The organism is Phytohabitans kaempferiae (assembly GCF_042433955.1).
Taxonomy (GTDB): Bacteria; Actinomycetota; Actinomycetes; order Mycobacteriales; family Micromonosporaceae; genus Phytohabitans; species Phytohabitans kaempferiae.
This window is the reverse complement of record NZ_JBHLUH010000059.1, coordinates 1-25,363: the sequence shown is the minus strand read 5'-3', so window position 1 is coordinate 25,363 and position 25,363 is coordinate 1. Positions and strand designations below refer to the sequence as shown.

The window sequence follows — 25,363 nt, the reverse complement described above, 5'->3', positions numbered from 1 at the left end:
CACACGCATGGTCGCCTTGTTCGCGCTGCTCGGTGCCGGTCTCGGCGCCGCGATCCTGCTGGCCACTACCGGCCTGCGTGCCACCGCGGCGGCAACGGCCTGGACCGTGCGCCGACCCCGCCTCACCGCGGGTCTGTTCAGGCGGGCCGCGACCGCGGGCGCCGCGGGCGCGGTCGTCGGCGCCATCACCGGATGGCCGGTGGCCGCCGTCCTGGCCGCGATCGCCGTCCACACCTTGCCGCCTGTCCTCGGCCCCGACCACGCCGCCGCGAGCCAGGTGGCCCGGATCGAGGCGATTGCCGCGTGGGCCGAAGACCTGGCCGCGACCCTGCGCTCGGCCGCCGGCCTGGAACAGGCGATCAGCCACACCGTGCAGGTCGCCTCCCCCGCGATCCGCGGCCCCCTAACGACTCTGGCCGTGGCTCACCGCACCGGCACCCGCCTGCCAGAGGCCCTGCGCACATTCGCGAACGACCTCGCCGACCCGACCGCTGACCTGGTCGTGCACGTCCTGCTCCAAGCCGCCCAACACCAGGCGGCCGACCTGTCGACCAGCCTCGCCGGCGTCGGCCGCACCGCACGCCGGCACGCCGCCACCCGGCTACGGATCGCGACCGGCCGCGCCCGCACCCGCGCCGCCACCCGCATCGTCATCATCGTCGTCCTCGCCACCACCCTTGGCATGTTCCTGTTCGCCGACGCCTTCCTGTCCCCCTACGGCACCGGTACCGGCCAGGTCGTCCTCGCCGCGTTCGGCGGCCTCTTCGGAGCCAGTCTGATGTGGATGGTCCGGATCGGCCGCATCCCCGACCTGCCCCGCATCCTCACCAATCCGATCGAAGGGCCACGCTGATGCGGCCGCTCATCGTCCTCGGCGCCTGCCTCGGCGCTGCCATCGCCCTGCTCGTCGCCGCGGTGACACCCGCGCGGCTGACCGCCGCCCAGGCCCTCGACCTGCTCTCTCGGCCGCCGCAACAGCCAGTCGACGGCCGAGGACGGTTTCACCACACGATCGCCCACCCGCTGCTACGGCTGGGCCTGCCCCGCCGCCAGGTCCGCCACGACCTCGCGGTCCTCGACCGCGACATCGCCGCGTTCCTGGCCAGACAGGCCAGCCTGGCTGGACTGGGTCTGCTCGCACCATCAGCGACCGTCGCCGCGCTGAACCTCATGGGCGCTGGCATCTCCTGGACCACCCCAGCCTGGATGGGCCTGCTGCTGGCCAGCGGCGGCTACCTGGTCGCCGAGGCCTCTGTCCACGCCGATGCCGAACAGCGGCGCCGGCTGCTGCGGCACACCATCGCCGCGCTGCTCGACCTCATCCCGCCCGCGCTCGCCGCAGGGGCCGGTATCGGTCAGGCGCTGACCGATACCACCGCGATCGCCTCCGGTTGGGCCTCCGACCGCATCCGCCACACCCTCCACACCGCCCGGCTCACCCACCAACCCCCTGCCCACGCCCTGCGCGACCTCGGCGAGCGGACCGGCGTCGTCGAGTTGGAACAGCTCGCCGGCACTCTGCAACTCGCCGGCGAGGAAGGCGCCCGGATCCGCGCTGCCCTTATCGAACGCGGTGAAGCCTTGGCGCAGCGGCTCGCCGCCGAAACCGAAGCGCAGGCCGAGGCCGCCACCGAACGCATGTCAGTGCCCCTCATGGCCCTCACCGCCGTGTTCCTGCTCGCACTCATCTATCCCGCGCTGGCCGCTTTCCGCGCCTAGCGCCCCATTGCAGACCAGCACTGACAGACCACAAGGGAGGAACAGTGATCCGGATCGTCCGGGCACTCTACGTACGCCTCACCACCATCCTGACCGATCGACACGCAGCCGGAGCCGACCGAGGTAGCCACGCCACCGAGTACGCCATCGGAATCGGCCTGGGCGCCGCCGTGGCGATCGGCGTCTACCGGGCCTACAAGTCCGGCGTCGCCGACGTCATGTCCGGCTGGGTCCTCAAATAGGCCCTGCCGACACGACAGACATTCACCAGCCGGAAGGGAGGAGATTGGTGCCCATCACCAAACCACACGGACGCTTCGCGCGGGCACGCGACGGTGGATCGACCGCGGTCGAGCTAGCGGTCCTCGCACCCGCCACGATCGCCGCGGGGCTTGCCTTGGTGCAGCTGCTGTTCTGGGGACTCGGCGGTCTCGCCGCCCAAGCCGCAGCCGACCGTGCCGCCCAAGCCACCCGAACGGCCGCTGGCTCACCCACCGCGGGCGAAGCCGAAGCAGCGTCCATGCTGGACGAACTCGCCAGCCAGTTCCTGTCCAAATCAGCGATCACCGTCACCCGCGGCGTCGACACCACCACCGTGGCCGTCACCGCAACCGCGCGTGGACTCCCGCTGCCGATCCGCGTCACCGTCGAAGTCCCGACCGAACGCCTCACCACGCCCGGCTGCTCCGACCACCCGTTGCCGCCGAGCCCGCCGACGGTAGGGTCCTGATGCCAGCCCACCGGCGCTCACCTACACCTCGATCGGCCCGGCGGTATGCCGGCACGCCACGCCAACGAGCCACGGTACGCCGGTCCGTGCCAAACGACCACGGCTCGGTCGCGGTTGAGGTCGCGCTAGGAATCCCGATCCTTGTCCTGGTCCTGCTCATCGCCGCAGCCGGGCTCACCATGGCCCGGGCAGCCCTAGACGTCGACACCACCGCGGCCGCCGCCGCTCGCGCCGCTTCACTGACGCGGGACCCCGCATCCGCCCACGCCGCAGCTCAGCACAGCGCGGCGGCCAACCTCGCCGCCCGATGCGACCACCTCACCGTCACCGTGGACACCAGCAGATTCGCCCGAGGCGGCTCGGTCACTGTCACCGTGGCCTGCACCGTGGCAGCACGGCGGCTGACCGGCACCGGAATCACGGGCAGAACCACCCACGTAGCGACCGCCACCAGCCCTGTCGACTTCTACCGCGGGTTTTCCCTTGGGTTCACGAACTCTGAAGTCCTTGCCGGCAAAGACCGGATCGGCGGCGTCCAGTGACGAAACCAGCACGGCGTACGGGCTCACCAACCGGTTCGGCGTTTGCGGAACGGTGGCAGCCGCCCGCACCGGCGGCCGGGCCGTTGGCAAGCTGGCGAACCCCAGCAGCAAGGAGGCGACATCATGAAGGTGGTTAGCCCCAAATCCCCCGCCGATGACGCCGGCAGCGACCGCGGTGCCGCCTCGATCAGCATCTTGTTCGTGGCGTTGCTGGGGCTGCTGTTCGCCGCCGCCCTCCACGGGGGCGGGACCGTGCTCGCCGCCCGGGCGCACGCCGCGGCGGTAGCGCAGTCCGCCGCCCGCGCCGGCGCCCAGCAGATCGACCTTGCCCGATACCGGGTCACCGGCCAGATTCGCCTGGACCATGCTGCGGCTGCCCGAGCCGCGGCCCAGTTCCTGGCCGACGCTGGCGCCGCCGGCACCATCGACGTGGTCACGGGCACCGCGATCACCGTGACCGCCGTCGTGGCCCGCCGCACGCCGGCGTTGCGTGTCGTGGGCCGCCCAACCGTCACCGTCACCGCCACCGCGACCGCCGTGACGGCGACCGGGCTGACCTGAATCGCCGCCCGCAACGACACAGAAGGGAGCAGTAGGTGCTGGTGACACACCGGATCGGTCGGCTGAGCCTGCGGATCGCCAGTGCCGCCGCGATACTGATCGCGGTCGCTGGCATCCCCACCGGCCTTATCGTCTTCGTCGGCTGGCCGCTGCCCTCTGCTATCCCGTCCACGCTGGACGAGGCCGCACGGCTGCTGACGCAGCCGTTCGACGACGCGGCCGTGGTCAAGACCCTCGCGGCGGCGCTGTGGCTGCTGTGGGCCTCGTTCTGCCATGCCCTGGCCGTGGAGGTTCGCACCGCTGCTCGCCCCGACAGGAGCCACTGCCCGACCAGGTGGGTGACGCCGCAGCGCGCGCTCGCCGCCGCTCTGGTGGCCGGGCTAGCCGCCGGCCCGTCCGCCGCCGCGTCCGCAGCCGTCACCAGCCCCGCCCCGGTGGTGGCGGCCCCGTCTGCAATCACCGCCCTCACCCACCCGCTGCGCCCCGCCCTCACCGACCTACCCGGCGCCGAGACCAGCGCGCGCGAGCAATTGGCAGAAACGAAAAAAGAGCCGCATCCTGCGTCGATGCGTGGTAGGGACGCGCCCCGGTTCGCCGTCCGCGCGCATGACGGGCCTATCACTGTGGTGGCGGCGGACCAGCGATACACCGTCACCGTCAAATCCGGTGACACTCTCTGGGACATCGCCGAAACGTGGCTGGGTGATCCGCACCGGTGGGCAGAGATCTTCCACCTGAACCGCGACCGCTACGACCAGCACGGCCGCATGCGCGGAGGCGACCACATCGAACCCCGTTGGGTGCTCACCCTGCCCGCAGACGCCACCCCGCCAGCGGCAGACATCCGGCCGAAACGACCGCTGACCACAGCGCCCTCGCCGCCCGCTCCGGCTCCCGCGACCACCCCCAGCGCAGAACCTCGCACGGCCCCGGGCGACGATGGTGTCGCAGACCCGGCACAGCCGCCAGCAGCGGTCACCTCACCCGCCGCGACATCCGCCCCGGCGACCAGCACACCCACCACCCGCCCGCCCGGCACGCCACCGGCCCCCGACCGGCCGGCCCACCAATCCCCGCCCGGTATCTCGTTGCCCACGGGCGGCTGGATCGATCTCGGCCTCGCCGCCGCGGTCGCCGCGGCCGCCGCGCTGGTCTGGCGGCGCCGCGCCCGCCGCTACCATCGCCGCCGGCCCACACCACATCTGCGGACCGCCGAGCCCCACTTGGCCCGACTACCCGCCGTCGTTTCACACATTCGGCGCGGCCTGAACAGGCTCGAGGACGACGAGCCCGACGACGATCCAACGACGCTCAGCCCTGCCCCGAACTCCTCGGCCGTCGCGGCGGCCGCTGACGCTACCGGCGATCCGCCGTCGCCCGCGGTACCTGCGCCGGGCACCACGTTCATCGACTCGTGGCCGGCCGGCGGGCTGGGCTTGACCGGACCCGGCGCGCCCGCAGCCGCCCGCGGCTTTCTGGCCAGCGCGCTGGCCAGCGGAAACATCGACGACCCGGACGCGCGCACCACCGTGGTCATTCCGGCACCGACCTTGGCCGCGTTGCTCTGCCCTGCAACCAGACATCTGCCCCACACACCACGGCTGACCGTCACCGGCAGCCTTGCGCAGGCCCTGGAGCTGGTAGAGGAACACACTCACCATCGCACCCGTCTGCTGTTCGACCTCGAAGTCGATTCGGCCACTCAGCTACCGGCCGCGAACCCAGCGGCTGAGCCGGTCACCCCGATCCTGCTGATCGCCGACGCGTCAGCCGGTCACGAACGGGCCCGCACCGCCGCCCTGCTGGCCCAGGGACAACGGCTCAACATCCACGGGGTCCTGCTTGGGCAGTGGCCGCACGGCGACACCGTCACGGTCGCCGAGAACGGGACCACCACCCCCGGCGACCTGGACACCGGCCGCCACGGCAGCCATCCCAAGCTCCAACGGTTGGCCGTCCTCACCTCCGACGAGGCACTCGACCTGCTCGCCACGCTCGCCGAAGCCCACACCGGCGCCCCACAAGGACACACAGCATTGGACGAGCCGCCCACCCAACCGGCCACGAACGTCGCCAACCCGGCCACCACCGCACCGGTGCCAGCCGCCGACGCCACTGACATCACCGACCCTGGCGAATCCCCACCAGGCGATGACCCTGACACTTCCGACGCCCCCGCCGCCGGCCAGGCCGGCCACCTCCACATACAGGTGCTCGGCCGGCCACAGATCATCGACATGTACGACCAGGAACCACTGCGGCACAAAGCCCGCGAGCTGCTGGTCTACCTCACCGTCCGAGGCGGCGCCACCCAAGAACAGGTGCTGGACGACCTCATGCCCTCGGTACCCAACCGGCTGGCGCCGCACCGGCTCAACACCTATGTGCACAACCTGCGCCGGCTCATGCGGCTGACCGGCGGCCGGGCCACCTATATCGACCGCAGCAACGGGACACTGCGACTCAACCAGCAGGCCGTCACCGTCGACCTGTGGCAGATGCAACACGCCCTACGACAGGCACAGGTCACCACCGACCCGCAGGAGCGTCGAACCGCGCTACGGGCCGCGGTCGACGCATACCACGGACCGCTGGCCGACGGGCACGACTACGAATGGGTCGAGCCCTACCGCGAAGCCGTCCGGCAACAGGTCCTCGACGCCCACCTGGCCCTCGCCGACGCCCTCACCGACCAGCCCGACCAGGCCCTGGCGGTCCTGGAAACAGCGATCAGCCACAACCCATACACGGAGGACCCGTACGTCAAGGCGATGCAGGTCCACGCCGACCTCGGCCAGACCGAACAGATCCGCATCCTGCGCCGACGTTTGACCCGGAATCTGGCCGAGATCGACACCGAACCCACCGACGCCACCATCACCCTGGCCGACCGGCTCATCACCGCCACCCAAGCCCGCCCTCGCCCCACGGACCAAGCGGCATGACCGAGCACAACTCTCACCCCCACCCACCTCAACTGCTGTGGATCCGGTGGGCGGTCAGGACCGCCTTGGCCCTCGGCGTGGCCGCGTCAGTGGCAGCGAACGTGTTGCACGCCCACCCTTCCCCGATCAGCCAGGCCATCGCGGCATGGCCACCGGTCGCGCTCCTGCTCACCGTCGAGTTGATCGCCCGGGTACCGGTACACCGGCGCCTGCTCGCCGCAGCCCGGGTCCTTGCCGCCGCAGCCATCGCGGTAATCGCCGCCTACGTGTCCTACTGGCACATGGTCGAGGTCGTCGCCGAATACGGTGAAACCGGCGCCGTTCCCTACCTGCTACCGCTTTCGGTGGATGGGTTGATCGTCGTGGCCAGCGTCAGCCTCGTCGAAATCACCGGCCGAATCCGTAGCGCCGGCCATGACATCACCACCCGCGGGATCACCGCTGCGCACCCCGCTGCGGGGCAGGACGGCCGCGCGCCGCTTTCCCACGTCCCGGCCTCCCACCTGGCCGGCACGCCCACGACGCCTGGGGGCACCATCGACCGGCAGACGCCACCCGCCAGCGCTGAGCCATCCGGCGGTCAACGCCCCCGCATGAACGTCGACTCCACACGGGGAGGTCTTCACGATCCCAACGGGGCACCAGATGACGGAGAGGCCGGCCGCGATCAGGGCGGCCAGGTGCCCGAAGAAACGGCGCAGGCGGTGGCGTTCTGGCTGGCCCTGGACCCCACACTACGACCCGCCGACGTGGCCAAACGGATCGGTCGAACGCCTCGGACCGTGCGACGACACTGGCCCGATACCGCTGCCAGCCGGTCGACCGGCACAACACCAGCGTCCGCCAAGGAAACCGGGACGCCCGTGAGGGACGCGCAGGCGCTGCCTACGTCCGAAGTCGCCTGACAATCCCAGAGGCATCCCTGCGCGTGGCACAGCCGATCGCGGTCCGATCACTAACCTCCGTCAAAGCGCGCCGGGGGCGTACGGATCCGTCATAGCTGGCGGGTCGGTCAGCGGTGGCTGGTTGCCCGTATGGTTGGTGTGACCGTCGGCCGTGCGAGACCGTTCTGGCCGATCAAAGGATGGAGGACGCCCGCCGCGCAGCGCAACCTGTCCCGGTGACAGGTCCGCCTCCACCCCACGATCCGCGACGCGCGCGGCCGGGCCCGCCGCTGCGCCCGCCGTACACGCCTGGCCGGTCCCCGGTGGGACCGCCGCGGTTCGACCACCCCGTCACGGCGGTGCCCTATCCGTCACCGCCGCGTAGGCGGCTGCATCCGCTCGCCATCGGCGGCATCGTGGTGGGCGTGGCCGCCTGGCTGTGCTGTGGCATCGGTGCGATCGGGGCGTTCGTCAGCGGCGACAGCCCTGAGCCCGAGGCCGCACCGCCTGCGGCGACGAGCCCGGCCACGCCGCCTTCGGTTCCCGGCTCGTCGGTATCGCTGGACACGACAGTGGTGCCCGGGGCTACCAGTTCACCGCCGGGTGTCTCGCCCTCGCCTTCGCCGGTCACGACGAATCCGGCGCCGCGGGTGACCAGCACGAAGCCGACGCCGCGGCTGTCCAGCGTCAAGCCGACCCCGCGGAAGACCACGCCGCGACCGGCGAAGACCAGTAGCAAGCCGGCCGGGAACTGCCATCCGTCCTACCCGGGTGTGTGCATTCCGCCGGCCCCGCCGGACCTGGACTGTGGCGATGTGCCGTACCGGAAGTTCCGGGTGCTGCCACCGGATCCGCACGGCTTCGACGGGAACAAGGACGGCGTCGGCTGCGAGAGCTGACCTGGGGGCCGGCCTGGTTTGGTGTTCCGGGGCAGGCTGGCCCCCTTTAGATCGGTGGGTGGTTGAGCAGGGGCTGCTGGGCTTTGGCGTGGGGGTAGCCGTCCTGCCAGGGGAATCTGCCGTGCGGGTCGGGCCATACGACTTGCTGCAGACGTACCTGGTTGGGGCCGTAGATGGCGTTGGCGACGTGTGGTCGCAGGTCTTCGGCGGGGTGTCCGTCGATGATGATGGCGTGGTAGTCGATGAGCAGGTCGGTGATCCGTTGGGCGTGGACGAAACGCGCGTTGCGGTCGTAGACGCGGGCGGCGAGCTCGTCGAGCAGCCCTTGCGAGATGTGTGGCGGGAGTCCGGTGATCAGGATTTCGGGTCGGTCATGAGCGGTGAGCCCAACGGTGTAGGCGAACACGTGGTTGCGTGGCTCGTTGATGGTCGGTGCGCAGTGCACGACCGCCCAGCCGCGCCTGTCGACGATGTGCGAGTACTTGGCAAGCAACTGTTCCAGGTTCATTAAGAGACTCCGGAGATGGCTGGAGAACGTTCGCGTTGGAAGGCTTTTCCGTGCGGGAGGTCACGGGCGTGACGGCTGTGGTTCCGGCCGTCTTGCCGCCCGGATTGTGAGCTGGGTGACGTGGACGGCCATGGAGGCGACTCACACGGCGGTCGGCGTTCGGCCGTGACGGTGCCGCTGCACGGGTGCCGCAGCACTGTCGTGAGTGGACGGACCCAGTTGCGGCAGCGTTGAGGCTGACCGGGCCGTCGACCAGCTCAGGCGTGGGGACGAGGCCCGCACAGCCGCCTGGGTCGGGGCATGCCGGCGGCCGGGCTTCCTTGTTGGACAGGCGGTGTCGGTGGCGCCATAGGCCAGGGCTGCGGGATTTCGCGATGTAGCGGTCCCGAGGGGGTAGGGCGGGGCGTCAGGCGTTGGCGAGGGCGTCGATGGCGGCTTTGCCGATGAGGTTGATGCAGGTGGTGGGGTCGTCGACGTCGATGGTGGTGGTGGTGTCGGTGTACCGGCGTGCGTACCCGCCTGCTGGGGCGAGCCACAGCACAGGGCAGCCGGCATGGTGCAGGCGGCTGATCGCGGCCTGCGCGGCGTCGGGTTTGGGGAAGTGGCCGTCGGATACGACGACGAGGAGTCGGGCGGCGCCGGGGGTGCTCAGGTGCAGCAGCCGGTCGGCTTCGGTGAGGGCTTCGACGAAGCGTTCGGTGCCGGCGTCGGCGGTCATGTCGCAGACCTGGGTGGGGCGCCGGCCGGGTGGGATGAGGACGACGACCTTGTCGCCGAAGGCGAGCGTGGCGGTGCGGGCGTGGCTGCGGGCGCCGGCGTGCGCGAGGATCCACGCCGCCGCGGACAGTGGGCGGGCGAAGCTGGCCATGGAGCCGGACACGTCCACGGTGATGGCGATTGCCAGGTCGGGGTCGGGCACCTGTTGGCGGGTGGTGCGTTGCCACGGTTGCGCGGTCGGCGGGGCGCCGGTGGCGCGCTGTGCGGCCAGGGTGACGGCGGCGCGGGTACGCAGCCGGCCCGGTGGTGTGGCGGCGGCGTGGGGGCGGCTGATGGGGTCGCGGGTACGGGCCCGGCGTAGCAGGGCGGTGAGTCGGTCGGCGGCCTCCCGCTCGGCGGTGGTGGGGTCGCGGTAGGTCCAGGTGATCGGAGGGCTGGCGCCGACCAGCGACCCATGACCGGGCGGGCCGGGCGGTTTATCGCTGGCCGTGATGCGGTCCAGGACCGCGCGCAGGATCGCGGCGATGATGCGGGTGGTCGCTGTGTCGGTGGGGACGTGCCGGTCGGTGTCGGGGTCGATGCCCAGCAGGCGGCACCAGCGACGGGCCAGGTCGATCATGGTGTCGGCGTCGGTGTCGTCGACCTGGTGGGCTTCGCGCCAGATCTGGCGTAGTCCGGTGAAGACTTTCCGGCCGAGGATCTTGGTGACCGCGGGGCGTAGGCCGTGTACGTCTCGGGCGGCCAGGATGCGCGCGTCGACGCGGGCCAGCAGCAGCCCTGCCGCGTACGCGGCCGACCAGGGGCTGTCGGTGGGGGTGTCGGTCGGGGCGACGAGGGTGGTGACGGCGCGGCGCAGCCATCTGCGGTCCCGGGGTCGGCGGGCCCGGTAGCGGCCTTCGGCGCGGGATTCCTCGAGCATGTCGGCGACCGCGGCGACGACCGGTGGGGTGCCGGGCGGTGTGTGCCAGAGGCTGTGAGCGACGTGCGCGCACTCGTGCAGCAGCGCCCCGTACGCGGCCGGCACCGCGTCCTTGTGGGCTGCGCGTCGGGGGTCGGCGATGGTCGGGTCGCCGATGATGTCGGCGTCGACCTCGATGGCGGCGGTCGCGGGGATGCACCGGGCCGGGGAGGTGCCGGCGGCGCCGGGTTCCACGACGACGGTGGCGTCCGTGCGGCCGGTGACCCGGATTGCGTGGCGGGTCCAGGCGGTCGACCACACCTTCCACGGTGACGCCGCCGCCACCACGGGGGTGCTGGTGGTGGCGGAGGTGACGTGGCCGGAGATGGTGCTCATCGGTCGGCCATCTTCAGGTGGGCGAAGCAGGCGAGGCCGTGCTCGGCGGTCCGCGGCCCGGGGCGGTGCTGGTGGGTTGGGGCGAGCCGTGCGCCTGGGTGTTTGTCCATGGTGTGTCTCATTTCTGTTTGCCGAGGGTGAGCGGGGTGATGGTGCCGCCGAACGCCGCACGTAGTGCCTCGACCGTGGCGGTGCGGCAGGTGTCGGGGGCGATGGCGGCGAGGTTGGCCACGGCCGCGGCCGGCCCGAGGGTGGCGGCGATCTGTTTGAACGCCAGCAGTTCGCGTAGCTGTGGCGCCCAGTCGATCTGCCCGCTGCGGAGCTTGTTGTTGAGCGCGCGACCGCGGCGGCTACCGCGGCACGCGGGACGCCGAGGGACACGGCGAGGTCGAAGTCGGTGGTCACTTCGATGTGGACACTGAACCGGCTGGCCAGGGCCTCGGTGAGGACCGCGCCGTGCACGTTCGGGTTGTGGCCGGCCACGACGTAGAAGCCGTCGGTGGCGGTGACCTCCTCGTGGTGGTGGGCGGTGATGGTGACCTGGCCGCGGCCGTCCATCGCCGGGTAGAGCACGGCGAGGACTTTGGGGCTGATCAGGGTGGCGTCGTCGACGAACAGCGCGCGCCCTTCCCGCATCGCCACCACCAGGGGGCCGTAGGAGAACTCGAATCCGCCGTCGGGCAGCGGCACGTAGGAGCCGACGAGGTCTTCCACGGCGGTGTCGCCGTGCCCGGCGACGGTGATCACGTCAGCGAACGCGGCCTCGATGAGGCTGGTCTTGCCGGTTCCCGGCGGCCCGTACAGCAGGGCCGGGATCTTGTCGCGGCGTAGCCGGCGCAGCACCTGCACGTCGGTGCTGTCACCGAGCTGGCGGGGCAGGTACCACTGCCCGTTGGGGCGCAGCACCGCACCTGGCCGAGGCGGCACCGGCCCCGCCGCCGGCGCGGTAGCGAGGGCTTCGGCCGGGGTGGGCTCTGGCGTGCGGCGGGTGCGGGTTGCGGGTGGGCCGGCGCTGAACTCGGCTATCCCCACCGGGGTGATCTGGTAGTGGCGGGCTTTGCCGATGAGGGTGACGGTGGCGGCGCCGTCTTCGACCAGCCGGGTCAGGGCAGCGCCCACCGCGCCGGACGAGCGGCCGGGCAGGGCCTTGGTGACCGCGGTGACGGACAGGGCGCGGCTCGGGTCGTCGGCCAGGACGTGCAGCACCGGGAACCGCAACGGTCGTGGGCTGGCCTTACCACTGCCGCCGGCCGGTCGGCTGGGGCCGCTCATCGGCCGCCTCCGTCACAGGCTGATGCGGCAGGCCGGGTGATGGGGTGTTGTGAGGTCGGCTCGGGCATTCGGACTTTCTCCCTGTTGGCAGGCCGCCGCACGCCCCCTGTTCCCGGGGGCGTGCGGCGGCGGTGCGAAGCCACAGCGGGCGGGAAATGAGGGGCGCGACCGTTCCGGGTCGCGCAACAGAGATCGGTTGTGCGGGGTTTTCGGGGGTGCGGGGCCAGCAGCCCTGTGCCGGGTGTGGCCGTGGCCGCTGCTGGCCGGGGTGGCTAGTGGCTGGTGGTGACCTGGACCAGCCGGCGAAGGCCGGTGATGATCCGGCGGGTGCCGGCCCAGGCCGGCGGTTCGGGCCACACGGCGACGGCCGGCCGCTGCGCGCCGCGGCCGCGGATGACGCGGTGCAGGCCCCCGCCGGCGTCGACCGCGGCGACGACGCGGACCTCCCTGCGGGTGGAAGACGTGGCCAGGTCGCCGTGGTGGTAGCCGGCGTCGACCAGCCCGGCCCACGCTTCGAACAGCAGCCCGACGCCGACGCAGGTACGCCCGTCGCGGCGTAGCCACTGCCGAAGCCAGTGCTGGGCCGCCCCGGCGCACAGGTCGGCGGCGAAACGGTGCAGGACGACGGCGGTCGGAAGGTTCTGCCCGGGCCTGGCCGGGTCCGGGACGGTCCACAGTCCCGGCTCGGCCAAGGTGTCGTCGACCTGCAGCAGAGGTTCGCCGGCGGCGGGGTGGTCGAACAGGGCGAACAGGACCGGCGGGCAGTCCCAGCCCTCCCGGTGGCCGGCCTGCTCGATGCTGACAAGCGTCGCGGTGATCGCGGCGCGGGTGAACGGTGACAGCATGATCGGTTCTCCTTTCAGCGTTGATGTCGCAGAAAATGGCAGGTTGATGGTCTTGGTCTTTCGATGGCCACGGATGGATGTGGTATCCGCCGCCCTTGGGGTGGTCGGGTTTAGGCGCTGGGGCGGCTAGAGAGGAAGGATGGTGAGCTGAAACTGGCTGCCCGTCGGACAAGCTTCAGCACCCACGCCGAGGTGCCGGCCACCGCGGTAGATGAGGATGTGGTTCACCGTCACCGGATGGCCAGCAGCGTCGAGGAACGCGGGTCGACCGGCTTCTTCTCAGAATCCGATGAGGTCGCCGATGTCGGCGTCGTCGCCAGTGAGCGCCGCGACCAGGGCTGCGCGGATGGTGTCCTCGTGCGGGTGGATGCCGCCATCGTCGCTCCGTCCGCTATGGACATTGGTGGAGAAGCGGCCGGCGAGGCGGCAGTAAGGACGTCGGTGACGTGGATCGACGGGGATCGTGGCGCGGAAGTGAGATCAGTCCGGTCGCTGCCAGTTCGGTCTGGGTATGCCGACCGCGTTCGGGTTGATGACCCAGTGGCCCTCGCAGCCGATCACGACGACGGTCCCGAGGACGACATGGACGCCGTCCTCGGCCTCGGGCACCTGGTCGCACTGCGGGCAGATCGGTGACAGGTACGCGTCGATGGCCGGGTCTTGGCGCATCAAGGCGGTGATGACCGCGGCGAGGTAGCTGGTCCGCTCACGGGCCTCGTCATCGGCGCGCCGCCGCGCAGCGGGGTCCATCGGCGCAGGTAGGGCATCCGTGCGTGATAGCAGGATGACGGTGACATTGTCCCCGCTGAGCTGTCTTTCAACGTCGTCGCGGACATCATCGGGGTTCGGTAGTCGTCGGCGTCCAAGTCGATCGTGGCGAGGAGGTGGATTGTCCGGTGCATGAGACATCCAGGCTTGCTTGGCAGGTGACGAGGTGGGACGCGAGGGGTGTGGATGCTTGAAGCCGGTGTTCCGTTCGCTCGTCATCTGGCGTGGAATGGAACTGGGGCGCCGCCCGGCTAACTGACGTCTACGGTTCGCATGGCCAGCTGGAGCAGCTCGTCATAGGAACCACAGGCGTAGGCGGCGGTGGTGAACTGGTCGGCGGCCTCGTCGCTGACCTGCCCGCGTAGCTGGTTGGCGACCCGTCCGATGATCGTGATGGCGTTGCCGTCGAAGCCGGAGAGGCGAACGGACACTTGCGGGTAGGCAGGCATGCCAGGGCTGTTGGGAACGGACATGAGCTGTTGTCCTCCTCAGAGGCGAATCGTGGGCGAGATAGGTGGGCGTTGGCGGGTGCAGTCGACCGGGACGATGAGACGTGGTGGTGTCTGCGTGCCCTACGGCGGATGAAAGGTGAGGGCGTCTGGGGCCGGACGGGCCTTCAAACGGCGGCCTCTTGACGCGGCGACGCCCGGCGCTGTGGCAAGGGGGCGCGCCCGGGTTGGGGCGAGACGCCCATGACCTGCGGTTGTGCAAGCGATGCGCAGTGGGGCGCTTGCTGCGTCCTGGGTGGGCCAGCTTGCCGGGTTGGGCGGGATGGTGACTCCGGTGGGCCGGCTAGGCGGGGTGTGAGCCGTCGTGGGAGGCGTTTTGCCATGGCAGTAGGTGCGCGCCGATGAGCAGGCGGCCGTCGTGGTCGCGGGCGACGCGTACGGTCGCGTTGGTCCAGACCAGGTCGAACTCGGTGCCGTCGCGGCGTAGCCGCGGCAGTGGTGGACCCCATGGCGGTGCGGCGTTCTGGCTGTGGGTGGCGATCTGGTCGGCGACGTCGTCGGTGAAGCGGGCGATCGCGAAGCCGCGTGGGTGGGGGGCGGTGCAGACCTCGGCGTGGTAGCTGGCCAAGGTGGGTGTTGGTGGGCCGAGCAGGGTTACCTGGGCTGGTTGCCAGCGGTGACCGTCGCGGCGGTGGCCGCCGCAGCCCAGTACCGGTGGTGGCTGGTCGGGGTCGAGCCGGTGGCTGCTGTGCGGCAGCCATCGGCGGTGCACGGTCGCCTCGTACACCAGCACCTGTTCGGACGGTTCGTGGAGCAGGTACATCCACTCGGGTTTGGCGACGTCGGCGGTGGGCCAGTGCAGGTTGCCGTGGATGGCGGGTCCTGTGTCGCGCAGGGCGTGGCCTACGCCGGGTACGAGGAACGCGGTGCCCAGCAGGCGCCCGTGGTGGCAGGACGGGCACAGCAGGGCCCAGTCGTGGTTCAGGAGTGCTTGGCGGGTTGCTGTGAGGTCGCGGTGGAATGTTGTGGTCCAGATGGTGCGTAGGTCGGTCACGGTGCGGTGTGGCGCGGCCCAGTGGAGTTGGCGTGCGTGGAAGGTGTCGTCGCTGTCGAGTGCTCCGACGAGCGCTGGGTAGGACATCGTGGTTCGGCTCCTTCCCGGGGTTGGCGTGTGATGTGTGGTTGGGGTAGGCGGCCCGGACCGGGGGACGTGGCGGGACGACAACGCGAACACCTCGGGCCGAGCCCGCTTTGGGGGTTGGCGTTCGGGGCGCGCTGCCGGAGGGCCAGCGGCGGGGTTGCCGCGTGTGGGTGAACCAGGCCGATGCCGGCCCGGCGCGGGTCGAACGGGTCTTCCGGGCCTCGTGGGTCGGGCTGGGAGGTGAAGGGGGACCTGTGCGGATAGGCATTCGGGGACGGGGCCGGGGCCGTGTTCTGTTGCCCCGGTGCTGGTCAGGCGGGTGTTTGGGCGTCGAGGTTGAGGCGTTGACGTTCCAGCGCGATCAGGGTGTGGGCGGGGGCGTGCCAGGTGTCGTCGCCGAACCGGGCGGGGGTGGTGCCGTTGGCGAGGTTTCGCAGGGCGGGGACCTGCGCGGCGTAGGCGCCGCCGAGTGCGTCGAGGTCGGCGCAGGCGCGTGCTGTCGCGTCGCGCATCCTCTTGCGCCATGGGCCTGGTCGCTGCTGCCCGCCCAGGATGGGGCCTTCGCACAGGTTGTAGGCCAGCCACACCACCGGTGGATGGATTCCGATGGCTTCGGCGAGCAGGGCGACCCGGTCGTAGTCCCAGGCCCGGCCACGCGAGCTCCTGCTCTGCCGGTAGCCGGCGGGCCGGGGACGGGTCAGGGTACGCCAGTAGCCGGGCGGGACGGCGGTGGAGAAGACGAGGTCCTTGACGTCGGTGAACTGTTTGGCGGCCAGGGCGTGTGGGAGTTGGTCGGCCAGCAGGCGGGCCAGGTCGCGGCGGATGGCCGGGACCGCGGGGTCGTCGGCACCAGACCCGCGTACGGGTTGACCGGGAGTGTCGTCGGGTGCGTCGGCCAGGTCGGGCAGCTTCCCCGTGCCGGCGGCGTGGTCGAGCAGGACGGCGACGAACTCGCTGAGCAGGTTCTCGAAGCCTCGGGTTCGGTCACCGTAGTCGGGGATCGGTGGCCAGGGGCCGCCGCCGCGGTGCCCGACCCGGTGGGCCGCCTCGTGTACCAGTGTGGCCAGGAGGGCCTTTCGGGAGTCGAGGAGGTCGATGTGGACGGCCACGTCGCCGGTACGGGGGTCGTAGAAACCTTGCGCGCACGGGCTTTCCTCGCTGTCGGAGTAGGCCCGGACGCGGTCCAGCGCGAACGGGCCGACAGCGCGGCGGACCAGTTCGACCGCGTTGTTGAGCACGGCTCGCTGCTGCGCGGTGAGGTCCCGGTCGGGTACCCAGGTGGTCTTGTTCCTGGTGGTGTAGTGGCGTTGCTGCTTGACGCGGGCGACGTGGACGCCGAGCAGGTCCATGAAGGCGCGTTGCTGGTGCTGCGCCAGACCGGCTGCGGTGATCTGCGTGTACTGCATGTCCTGCAGGTCGAGGGCGGCCTCCTCGTTCCCGGGGCTGGTGTAGTAGGTCTTGTCCGACAGGTGGGCGCGGGCCCAGGTCCGCCACGCCGCCCGGGCACGCGGTTGGTAGACGCTGGTGAAGAACTGCTCCTGCTCGCGTAGTTTCCCGCCGGCCAGCACGTGGGTGGCGAACCGGTCGATGACGGCCTGGTCCTCGCTGGTGGCCAGGATCGCGCGGACGGCCTCGCGCAGGGCGCCGGCCTCGATGACGGTCCGGTCCCGGTTCTGCAGGCCCTTGTCGGTGAGGGGAAGGTCGTAGCTGGCCAGGAAGCCGGGGACGGTGCTGACCAGCACACCACCGATCCACACCCGTCCGGGTTCGCGGTCCAGCACGCAGACACCGGTTGTCCAAGGCGGGGTGTAGCCGGGCTCGGTCAGCGTGCGGAACCGGCCGATGGCTTCGTCGGCGAGGTCCTTGGGGCATTCGATGGTGATGACCGTTCCTTCGCGGCGTTCATTGCGGTGCACGTGGTAGACGAGGATCTCCGCGCCCGCCTCTGAGCGGGACGGGAGCTGACCGCCCAGCAGCCGTTCCCGTTCCACGGTGGGGGTGAAGCCGTAGCCGACGGTTTCGAACCGGATCGCTCCGACCTGTGGTGTGCGGGCCAGGACGAGGCAGCCGATCTTCTTGCCTTCCCCGAACTGGCCGATCTGCTCGTCGGTCTTGAACGACTCACCGAGGATCAGACCTTCCTCGGGGATGCCGGGGCCTTCGTCGGCGATGGTCAGGACGCCGTCGGCCCAGGCGACGTGGGCGGACGGGTCCTCGTCGAGGGCGTTGGCGATCAGCTCGCACATCGCCCGTACCGGGCTCCACGACTGCACATAGCCGGGTGAGATGAGGTAGGTGAGGGTGCCGATGACCGGCGTTTCGGGCGTGGGTGTCTGCCCGCCGCCCGGACGTGCCTTCGTGTTGTCGGGACTGCTATTCGAGGTGTCCACTGTGTTCTCTCCGATGTGGTCGATCGTCCTGAATCCGGCTCGTGGGGTGCGCCGGTTGGTTCGGCCGCAGCCTTGGCCGTGTGCGGACGCGGTGGGCTGGCGTGGCACAGGTCCGCCGAATACGGCTGTACGGCCGCCGCAGGCGCAGCGTTCGGCGGCCTGAAATCCGGGATCTGCCCCGCCGGCGCAAGGTGTCTGGGTGCACGACCAGGCGCACAGCCCGACGCCAGCAGCGTGTCACCGGCGTTGATAGGAGACGTTCGCCCACTCGCCGCCGCGAAAAGGCCAGGCTTGTACACGCCGCCGTTGCTGTCCTGGACGCCGGGCACGCACGGGCAATAAAAGGGGGAACCACGGCCGTCAGGCCCCGGTGTCGTTGCCCCACAAATAGGGGAGGCGGCGCGGACGCCCGTCCCGGCGGGTGATGGAAGCGGGCAAGAGCGGCCTCGTACCTTTCGGCGCACGGAAGAGGGGTCAGGGGCGCCCGCCCCCCTCCGTCGGGCGCCCCCTGTCTTGGCCGGACCTTCGAGCAGCGAGCGGCCGCCGGTTAGGCGCTGGCTGCCGCCGCCGTCCGCGGCTGCGTGTCGAGGCTGAACGCGTCCGCGATCGACCGCAGCAGGTCCGTGATGGTGCCGTTTTCCGTGTCGGAGTGCAGGACGGTGTAGAGCGCGAGCATCTGCACCGGGGCAGGGCACGCCGCATGGGCCGTCAGCGTCCACGCCTGCGTTCCGGCATCGGTGAGCCGCGTGAGGGCCACCGCGCCCGGGTCGTCGTCGTGGCCGATACTGACCACGGTCGTGCCGTCCGCGCTGGTGTAGCGGCTGCGACCGGGCGCGAGGTCATCCACGGTGAAGTCCAGGTCGGTCATCTCCTGCCGCAGCCCGCGCAGACGGTCGTCGCCCACGCCGTCGGCGGCACTGTCGCTGCTGGCACAAGTCATCCTCGTGGCCCCCTTCTCGTTCGGTGGCGCCGTGGCGTATGCCATCGGCCGCGACGAATGGAACAGGATCCCGCGGGATTGATCAAGTCATTGTTGGGGCGTCGAACGGGTACCGCCAGGACCAGCATGGTTCATGACTGTCGGCGTTTGCTGCCATCAGGTTGACGGGCCGTTCCGGCACTCGCGCATGCCCGGTCAGGGGCACGTCGTAGCCAGTGCAGAACGCGCCTGCGGCAACACCGAAGTTGTGCGCCCGGTGGAGAACCCAGATGGGCGCCAGGGCAGTGGCCGGTGCGACGCCTGTGCCGTCGAGCGGGCGCGGTGCCTGGCTATCCGGCTGGCTGGATCCCCTGGATGAGGACGACGGCCTGCTTGCCGAGCAGCCAGGGCAGCCGCTCGTCGCCGTAGCCGAGGTGAATGTTGCGGCGCACCGACGCTCCTGGCAGGTAGAGGTCGCCGTAGGCGCCCCACGCGGTGACCGTAGTGACGTGGCACGGTACCGCGCCGTGGCGGATGAGGTGAGGACAGAACTGGGCGGCCGTTTGCCAGCAGGCCTGGCAGCACGGCGGCGTGGTCGTCACGGCCGGCGTTGCTTGCGCCTGCGCGTGCCGCAGCGCGGCCAGCTCGGTCCGGGAGAACAGGAACGGTACCGGCATCCCGGGACTGGTCGGCTCTCCGCATACCTGGCACCGCAGGGCACGCATCGCTCGGCGCTGGCGCGGGCCGTTCACTTCGGCCCACTGCGGTTCGCCGGTGCCTGGCGTGTTGGCTTCCCGCAGCCACAGCACACCGCGGCGGTCGCGGTCCAGCAGTGTCGCCTCGGCATACCGCAGCGGTGCGGTGTTCCGGGGCGTCTGCAAGGCGACTCTGTCCGGGGACAGGATTTCTCCGGTCCACCGGGTAATCCACGGTACCGGCCGGCCGCGGAAGGTCACGGTCTTCTCGTCGTTGGCCGCCTCTCGGGGGTGGCCGTTCGTCGGTGAGGTCTTCGCCATGGCACAGACTCCTTCCGTTGGGGTCCGGCGAGCCGGCCGTGGCTGCCCCGCCGCGTTCGCGGGCCGGCGGGCGTAGGCGCGGCAGCGCCCAGGCCCGGGCCCGCGAACGTTCGCGGCGAGGAAGACGGCCGGCTGCCGGTGCAGGCAGGACTGGCTGGTTGTGCGGGTTGCTAGCGGCGCCGGCTGTGCGGAAGCGGCCAGGTCCCGCGGCGCACGACCAGTTCGCCGTTGAATGGATGACTGGACTCGGTGGAGTCGCACAGGGTGCACCTGATGAAAGCTCCTCGCCCGAGCCCAGCATCGACGGCCACGACTGGTGCTCGGGGTCTTCGATGCTGCCGCAGACAGTGCAGCGGACCTCACCGTCCGGGCCGATGGTCTCGAACACCGAATCGTCGAGCTCGGTGTCCGGCCGGGCGGTCCACGGCAGCCCGGCATCGGTGATCAGGTACCTGCCGCTGGCGTCGGGTCTGACGGTCCGCGGCGGTACGCCCAGCGCGTGTCGGGTGGTGATGATGGCCTGGTCACCGTCGAGACGCACGAGCGGCGTTCGCCGCCGGTGGTCGGCCACCTGGGCGCAGTCGTCGGCCAGCTGGCGGACGGTGTCCCGGTCCAAGCGCGCAAGGACGCCGTGGCGGTTGCGGTAGCCGGCGGCGACCTGTGCGCGGTAGGGGCCCAGGTGGTGGGCGGTGACGGTTGCCGGGCGCCATGAGGCGTCGGTTGGTACGGCGTTGACCGGGCGCCAGGCGCGAACGGCCACGTCAAGGACCGGCAGCCCGAGGAGGCTGCCCAGCTCGATGGTGAACCAGTGGTGGCCGGCCCGGGCGGCGCGTCTGAGCCGGTCGATGAGTTCGGTTCCGGGCGGCGCGGCCGCGTCGGTGACCGGAAGGTGCAGGTACCGGTTCGGGGCGTGGGGCGGGGATTGCCCGTCGGTATGCAGCGGCCGCAGGGTGTGCTCACGCAACGGCTTCGGCACCGCGGTGCTGGTCAGCAGGTATCGCCGGTCCAGGGTGAACAGCAGGCTGGGAGTCTGCGGAGCGCCGAAACGGTGACGGTCGGCGGCGGTGGCCCGGCGGGTGTGCTCGGCCAGGCGCAGCACCGCCGCCAACTCGTACCACAGGCGGGTGGTCGTCTCGACCACGGTCGTTCTCCCTTCACAAGGGATCGAAGTCAGCCAAATCAGGGGTGTGGCTTCACGCCTTGCCGTGTGGCGTCGCGGGGCGGTGGACGAGGCGGATCCGGTCGCCGGCGTCGAGCAGGACCGCCAGCGACGACCCGTCGTCCCACCGCACGTAGACCGTGTGCTGCCGGGGCTGGTACCGCTGCACGGTGCCTTCAGCCCCAGCCCTCAGCCGGGTGTGGGAGTCGTGGGTGTGGTCCAGCACGACCCGGTCGTGTTCGCGGTACGGCTCTGCGGGCGGCTGGTCGACCCGCTGCCAGGGCATCAGATACGGGCCGATCAGCAGCATGCCGTCGCCGTCGCGGCGCACCCGATGGGTCGCGTCCGCCCAGACCAGCTCGTATCCGCCCCGGTGCCGGCGCAGGAGCGGCAGCAGCATGTCCGCGGCCGTGGTGTGCGCGGGGGCGTCGTCAACCATCCGGGACGCGACCGCGTCGGTGAACCGGGCGATCGTGAACCCGTCCGGATGGAAACCCGCGCACACCTGCGCCTCGTACGTCGCGCCGTACCAGCCGCCGGTGGCCGGCCCGGGGACAGCGACCCGGCCGGGTTCCCAGCGGTGTCCGGTGCCTGCGGTCCCGCCGCAGTCGAGGACCCGCTGGTCGGGATCCAGCAGGTGACGGCTCTGCGGTAGCCACCGGCCGTTCACCGTGATCTCGTGCACGACGATCTCCTCAGTGGACTCGTCGAGCAGGTACATCCATTGCGCGTAGCCGTACCGTTCGGTCGATGGCAGCCGGCCTTGCGTAATCGGCAGGTCGTGGGACGCCGCGTGCCCGACGCCGGCGACCCTGCGGGTGTTGGGCGGGTGCCTGCGACACGTACATGACGGGCACAGCGAATGCCAGTCGTGGCCCAGCAACGCACGACCAGCCGCCGCGGTGTCCCGGGCGCAGGTGACCGACCAGATGCGGCGCAGCTTCACCAGCATCCGGTCCGGGCCATCGGCCCAATGCACATGACGGGCGACGAATTCGCCGTCCGCGCTGAGAACGCCAACGAGTGCGGGATCAGACAAGGTGGTGCTCCCTTCAGTGGGATGGGTTGTTGGAAAGGCGAAGCGGCCCGTCCGAGAACCGGACGGGCCGCTTCGATCTGGAGCGCGTAACGTTGGTAGTTGCCCACGCCAGGGCGCGGGGTGGTCGAAAGGCGAACCAGCACAAGCAAGGGGGCGGGGCCGGCCCAGCCACCGGTGTGTAGCCGAACGGCACCGCCGAGCCCGTGTGGCGGATCGTGGCGGACCTGGTAACCGCCGGAGCAGAAACGGGTCACCTGGCGGATCGTGCGACGAGCCGGCGGCGCGGTCACGACGCCGTGCACCCGCAGGGGGAGGTACCTCTTGCGGCACGCGTCCTACCCGGCGGATCCCGTCAAAGGTCAACTGGTTAGCCGCGAATGTCCTGGCCGATGTCCGGACCGGCGCCGTGGCTGCGACGTCCCAGGTAGATCCTGTCTAGGGAATGGAGGCACAGACGATGGGCAAGGTGATCGCGAGCGCGACGGTCTCGCTGGACGGCTTCATCGCCGACGAGTCCGACCAGGTCGGTCCGCTCTTCGACTGGTACAACAACGGAGAGGTCCCCTTCAACGGCGGTGACCCCGAGCGGGTCTTCCACGTCTCGGCCACCAGCGCCGCCTACCTGCAGGAAACCTGGTCACGGATCGGAACGGCGGTGATCGGCCGTCGCCTGTTCGACATCACCAACGGCTGGAACGGCCGCCCCGCCGCCGGCGAAGCCGTCTTCGTGGTCACCCATGAACCACCGACGAGCTGGCCGTTCCCCGAGGCGCCGTTCACCTTCGTCACCGACGGCCTGGCGAGCGCGATCACACAGGCAAAGGCCGCCGCCGGCGACAAGGACGTCTCGCTGACCGGCGGCAATCTGCTGGGCCAGGCCCTGGCCGCCGGCCTCGTGGACGAACTCCAGGTCAACCTGGTCCCGGTCGTGTTCGGCAAGGGCGTACGGTTCTTCGGCGCGTACGACGGTCCACCAGCGCTCCTGGACGACCCGCAGATCGTCCAAGCAGGCCGGGTCACCCACATGCGTTACCGCGTCCGCCGATAGCGGATTGGCAGCAGCGCAAGTGTGGTGAGCGCTGCCGGTGCCCCGGGTGGGTCACGGGCGGACCCGGACCCGCGGTTTTTGTGAACGCGTGTGTGCGTGTCCAGGCACAAGCACACCCGCTGGGGCGTGAGTTCGCGAGCTCTTGCGTTGAGGTGCGGGGTCGTGACAAAGGGGCTTCGTAGTAAGGGGCCCTTGTCGGCCTTGGTGCGCGCGAGGTTCTGCGACGCTTGGCCTCTCCTTTTGGGAGTTGGGTATGAAGAGGAGCGCTCCGCCCTCTGGCGGAGCGCCGGACTACTTTCTGCCTGTGCCGTTGTGCCTCACGCTGCCACGACTGGCTCCCAGATCTGGCCGGTCAGAACGACCGACGGGCTGGATTCATCGAGGGCTGGCATCTCGTCGATGCGCATGATGCCTCGCCGCCCGTCACCGGTCCTGATGCAGGCCATGGACCACAGCTTCACCTGACTCCAGTTGATCACCGCTGTCCAGGACTTCTGGCTTCGGCAGGTCTCGAAATCCGGAGCGGTTGTCGCGTGGTTGATGAGCGCGAACGCGGTGCCTTCACGGCCGACGATGCCACCCCGCGAAGCGGTGATGTCGCTGGACTGAGCGTAACCTCTACGCCAGTTGATATCGATTCCAAAGTAGTCAAACTCCACCCGCTCCGTGCCGCTGTAGCGGATGTCGACGCCAGACCCGCCGAACTGTGGCGGTGTCCCCGGCTCCCCGGCGTCTGATTGCGGACCGTCCACCGGTCCAGATGCAGATGTCCCCGGTTCAGTTGCGGCCGGGGTGAGGTCACTGTCGGGAGACTCGGTTGGCGGTAGCGCCGAAGACGCGGTCGGCGACGGCGAAGGGCTCGTAGCGGCCGCGGCACCGCCACCAGGCGCTTGTGGCTCGCGGAGCAAGGCCCAGACAAGCGCCACGACCAGAAGCAATATCAGCAGCAAGATCAGCGCGATCATCAACGGGTTGGACCACACCCGCAGCAGTGTGCCCGGCGGTCGGGGGATCGGCCTGGGGTCGATAACAATGGGCGACCGGTCCGGGCGGACCACCACCGCCGGCGACTGCGTCCCTGACCGGGCAGAGACGGCAGACCCTGGACTGTATGGGCGAACCGCGCCTCCGCTCGCCGGTGCCGGCGTCCCGTGCTGAACGTCGTCCCGCCCTCGAGGTTCGGGTCCTTTGTCGCCGAGATTCGACATGTCGCCATACTGGCCGATGGCGTCAACCTGCCGCTGCCGGTACGACATGTAACGTCTGCGCCCTGGACATCAACGAGTCGAGTCGCCCGGACATCACCCCTGGCGGTGGCCGCCGGCTGGTGATGTTCACACGGGTTCCTGAAGGGACGAACGAACGCCGCCCACCGACGTCTGGGCTGGGGCGGCGCTTCTGGGCATGGCCTGGATCACGGCTGGCCTGAATTCAGTCCGGTTGGGTAGGTTCATAGGTGTGGATATCCAGACCGAGGTGAACAACTATGTCGGCGAGAAGCGCAAGTTGGTGGACGCGATCACTCGAGAGTTCCGTGGTGGCTCGCCGGCGAAGGCGATTGCGCGTCTGGTGGTGCCGGCGTTCAGCCGTGACCAGGTCACCCAGTATCTGGCCGCGGTTGCGTTGCATGACGCGGCTCGCAAGGCGTTGAAGGAGGCGGGGCTCGACGCCGCAGTGTCCGTGAGCGTCACCGGCATTGATGCACCCCGCGAGGCGCGTATCGCCCTTGCCGCCGATCCGGGCGAGCATGCTGAACATGACGATCTTCCCTCTCGGATTCGTGCGGCGCTCCGGGATTTTCATGTCACTCTGGACGTGCCTGACGGTGAGCACGACGAAGTCACGGATGCGCTGATCGACGAGTATTTGCTGGACGGCGAAGCGGTCCGGCTGATCAGGCAGAAGGCCCGTGCCTGATGTTGGGGCGGACGCCTCGATCACCACGGGCCGGCTAGCCAGCAGGTCAACATCGGCGCCGGCAACAACGCCTACGCCGCTTTCGATGACCAGACCAACATCGGCCCCGGGACCTCGACGTTTACCCGACGCTGCCAGGTTCGCTGTAGGCGTTCTGGTTCGTCGTTGATGGTGTCGCGACGTCCCCGCCTCGCCCATACGAGGATGAACCGGGAGCGGGAGATAGCGGGCCGATGGCACGGTCCGCCCTAAACCGCCGGTTCCTTGTGGTGTGCCGTGCCGGCGGGGCGGCGGTGGAGCAGTCTTCCGTGAGAGGCTGCCGACGTCGCGATCCGGAAGCAATGATCGCGCTGGGACTGCTTTCGTCGGCGTCGCCTCGCCGTCTGACGAGGGGCGAGTCTGGGCGGAGGAAGGCCACCGCGCAGAGATCGGATCCCAGCCCGAGCCGGCCAGGGCTGGCCCGACGATGAACGGCACGTGGCGAGGAGTGGTATGAGCGTCCACAATGCTCCGGTGAGGAGCGAATCGCACACCGATGATGCTTCGTCCGCACCGGCTGACCGTTCCTGGCCCGCTATCGCCGAAATCGTCGGGCTGGGCA

Annotated in this window: 23 protein-coding genes; 12 read left to right on the top strand and 11 right to left on the bottom strand. The window is 70.4% G+C overall.

The window, feature by feature from the left end:
- Positions 1 to 7: 7 nt before the first annotated feature.
- The 8 genes from ACFFIA_RS27275 to ACFFIA_RS27240 all read left to right on the top strand — a co-directional run bounded on the left by ACFFIA_RS27275 (position 8) and on the right by ACFFIA_RS27240 (position 7,402).
- Positions 8 to 853, top strand: a complete 846-nt coding sequence (locus ACFFIA_RS27275) for a type II secretion system F family protein (RefSeq protein WP_377255628.1) — start codon at positions 8 to 10, stop codon at positions 851 to 853.
- The gene (locus ACFFIA_RS27270; RefSeq protein WP_377255625.1) at positions 853 to 1,719 is read left to right on the top strand and encodes a type II secretion system F family protein; all 867 of its coding nucleotides are present in this window, start codon (positions 853 to 855) and stop codon (positions 1,717 to 1,719) included. Before ACFFIA_RS27275 ends, ACFFIA_RS27270 begins: the two co-directional genes overlap by 1 nt.
- A 44-nt stretch (positions 1,720 to 1,763) precedes the next feature.
- A complete protein-coding gene (locus ACFFIA_RS27265) occupies positions 1,764 to 1,961 on the top strand; it encodes a hypothetical protein (RefSeq protein ID WP_377255623.1) in 198 nt (65 codons plus the stop codon).
- Positions 1,962 to 2,005: 44 nt separating this feature from the next.
- On the top strand, positions 2,006 to 2,449 hold the full coding sequence (locus ACFFIA_RS27260) for a hypothetical protein (protein ID WP_377255620.1): 444 nt from the start codon (positions 2,006 to 2,008) through the stop codon (positions 2,447 to 2,449).
- Positions 2,450 to 2,535: 86 nt separating this feature from the next.
- Positions 2,536 to 2,991, top strand: a complete 456-nt coding sequence (locus ACFFIA_RS27255; protein ID WP_377255617.1) for a TadE family protein — start codon at positions 2,536 to 2,538, stop codon at positions 2,989 to 2,991.
- A 123-nt stretch (positions 2,992 to 3,114) separates the two neighbouring features.
- A complete protein-coding gene (locus ACFFIA_RS27250) occupies positions 3,115 to 3,552 on the top strand; it encodes a hypothetical protein (protein WP_377255615.1) in 438 nt (145 codons plus the stop codon).
- Between the two features lie 35 nt (positions 3,553 to 3,587).
- Entirely contained in the window at positions 3,588 to 6,497 is a 2,910-nt protein-coding gene (locus tag ACFFIA_RS27245; RefSeq protein ID WP_377255612.1) for an AfsR/SARP family transcriptional regulator, read from the top strand.
- A complete protein-coding gene (locus tag ACFFIA_RS27240) occupies positions 6,494 to 7,402 on the top strand; it encodes a DUF2637 domain-containing protein (RefSeq protein WP_377255609.1) in 909 nt (302 codons plus the stop codon). The genes ACFFIA_RS27245 and ACFFIA_RS27240 overlap by 4 nt, the downstream gene beginning before the upstream one ends.
- Before the next feature lie 343 nt (positions 7,403 to 7,745).
- Here ACFFIA_RS27240 and ACFFIA_RS27235 read toward each other — a convergent pair whose 3' ends face one another.
- The 4 genes from ACFFIA_RS27235 to ACFFIA_RS27220 form a co-directional block, all read right to left on the bottom strand.
- A complete protein-coding gene (locus ACFFIA_RS27235; protein WP_377255608.1) occupies positions 7,746 to 8,072 on the bottom strand; it encodes a hypothetical protein in 327 nt (108 codons plus the stop codon).
- A 254-nt stretch (positions 8,073 to 8,326) separates the two neighbouring features.
- Positions 8,327 to 8,788 carry a DUF4262 domain-containing protein gene (locus ACFFIA_RS27230; protein WP_377255605.1) on the bottom strand — a complete coding sequence of 154 codons (462 nt, stop codon included), beginning with the start codon at positions 8,786 to 8,788 and terminating at the stop codon, positions 8,327 to 8,329.
- A gap of 406 nt (positions 8,789 to 9,194) precedes the next feature.
- Complete coding sequence (locus ACFFIA_RS27225) at positions 9,195 to 12,071, bottom strand: AAA family ATPase (RefSeq protein WP_377255602.1); 2,877 nt, start codon at positions 12,069 to 12,071, stop codon at positions 9,195 to 9,197.
- A 272-nt stretch (positions 12,072 to 12,343) separates the two neighbouring features.
- Positions 12,344 to 12,916 (bottom strand): hypothetical protein, encoded by a 573-nt coding sequence (locus tag ACFFIA_RS27220; RefSeq protein ID WP_377255599.1) that lies wholly within the window; start codon positions 12,914 to 12,916, stop codon positions 12,344 to 12,346.
- Between the two features lie 237 nt (positions 12,917 to 13,153).
- On the opposite strand from ACFFIA_RS27220, the gene ACFFIA_RS27215 reads away from it, so the two are divergent.
- Positions 13,154 to 13,552: a hypothetical protein gene (locus ACFFIA_RS27215; protein WP_377255596.1), complete on the top strand. Its 399-nt coding sequence runs from the start codon at positions 13,154 to 13,156 to the stop codon at positions 13,550 to 13,552.
- Between the two features lie 383 nt (positions 13,553 to 13,935).
- Here the strand turns inward: ACFFIA_RS27215 and ACFFIA_RS27210 are convergent, their stop codons facing one another.
- From ACFFIA_RS27210 to ACFFIA_RS27190, 5 genes are all read right to left on the bottom strand, one after another.
- Positions 13,936 to 14,157 carry a hypothetical protein gene (locus ACFFIA_RS27210; RefSeq protein WP_377255593.1) on the bottom strand — a complete coding sequence of 74 codons (222 nt, stop codon included), beginning with the start codon at positions 14,155 to 14,157 and terminating at the stop codon, positions 13,936 to 13,938.
- A 319-nt stretch (positions 14,158 to 14,476) separates the two neighbouring features.
- Entirely contained in the window at positions 14,477 to 15,274 is a 798-nt protein-coding gene (locus ACFFIA_RS27205) for a hypothetical protein (RefSeq protein ID WP_377255590.1), read from the bottom strand.
- 311 nt (positions 15,275 to 15,585) lie between these two features.
- Positions 15,586 to 17,664 carry an ATP-binding protein gene (locus ACFFIA_RS27200; protein WP_377255588.1) on the bottom strand — a complete coding sequence of 693 codons (2,079 nt, stop codon included), beginning with the start codon at positions 17,662 to 17,664 and terminating at the stop codon, positions 15,586 to 15,588.
- Between the two features lie 547 nt (positions 17,665 to 18,211).
- Positions 18,212 to 18,604, bottom strand: a complete 393-nt coding sequence (locus tag ACFFIA_RS27195) for a hypothetical protein (RefSeq protein ID WP_377255585.1) — start codon at positions 18,602 to 18,604, stop codon at positions 18,212 to 18,214.
- A 329-nt stretch (positions 18,605 to 18,933) separates the two neighbouring features.
- A complete protein-coding gene (locus ACFFIA_RS27190; protein ID WP_377255582.1) occupies positions 18,934 to 19,599 on the bottom strand; it encodes a hypothetical protein in 666 nt (221 codons plus the stop codon).
- A gap of 316 nt (positions 19,600 to 19,915) precedes the next feature.
- Between ACFFIA_RS27190 and ACFFIA_RS27185 the strand changes: the two genes are divergently transcribed.
- Entirely contained in the window at positions 19,916 to 20,311 is a 396-nt protein-coding gene (locus tag ACFFIA_RS27185) for a hypothetical protein (protein ID WP_377255580.1), read from the top strand.
- 481 nt (positions 20,312 to 20,792) lie between these two features.
- Here the strand turns inward: ACFFIA_RS27185 and ACFFIA_RS27180 are convergent, their stop codons facing one another.
- Complete coding sequence (locus tag ACFFIA_RS27180) at positions 20,793 to 21,797, bottom strand: DUF4314 domain-containing protein (protein ID WP_377255577.1); 1,005 nt, start codon at positions 21,795 to 21,797, stop codon at positions 20,793 to 20,795.
- 457 nt (positions 21,798 to 22,254) lie between these two features.
- Between ACFFIA_RS27180 and ACFFIA_RS27175 the strand changes: the two genes are divergently transcribed.
- Positions 22,255 to 22,845: a dihydrofolate reductase family protein gene (locus tag ACFFIA_RS27175; RefSeq protein ID WP_377255574.1), complete on the top strand. Its 591-nt coding sequence runs from the start codon at positions 22,255 to 22,257 to the stop codon at positions 22,843 to 22,845.
- A 317-nt stretch (positions 22,846 to 23,162) separates the two neighbouring features.
- Here ACFFIA_RS27175 and ACFFIA_RS27170 read toward each other — a convergent pair whose 3' ends face one another.
- Positions 23,163 to 23,810: a hypothetical protein gene (locus tag ACFFIA_RS27170; protein WP_377255571.1), complete on the bottom strand. Its 648-nt coding sequence runs from the start codon at positions 23,808 to 23,810 to the stop codon at positions 23,163 to 23,165.
- A 493-nt stretch (positions 23,811 to 24,303) separates the two neighbouring features.
- Between ACFFIA_RS27170 and ACFFIA_RS27165 the strand changes: the two genes are divergently transcribed.
- Complete coding sequence (locus tag ACFFIA_RS27165) at positions 24,304 to 24,762, top strand: hypothetical protein (RefSeq protein WP_377255568.1); 459 nt, start codon at positions 24,304 to 24,306, stop codon at positions 24,760 to 24,762.
- The last annotated feature ends 601 nt before the right edge of the window (positions 24,763 to 25,363 follow it).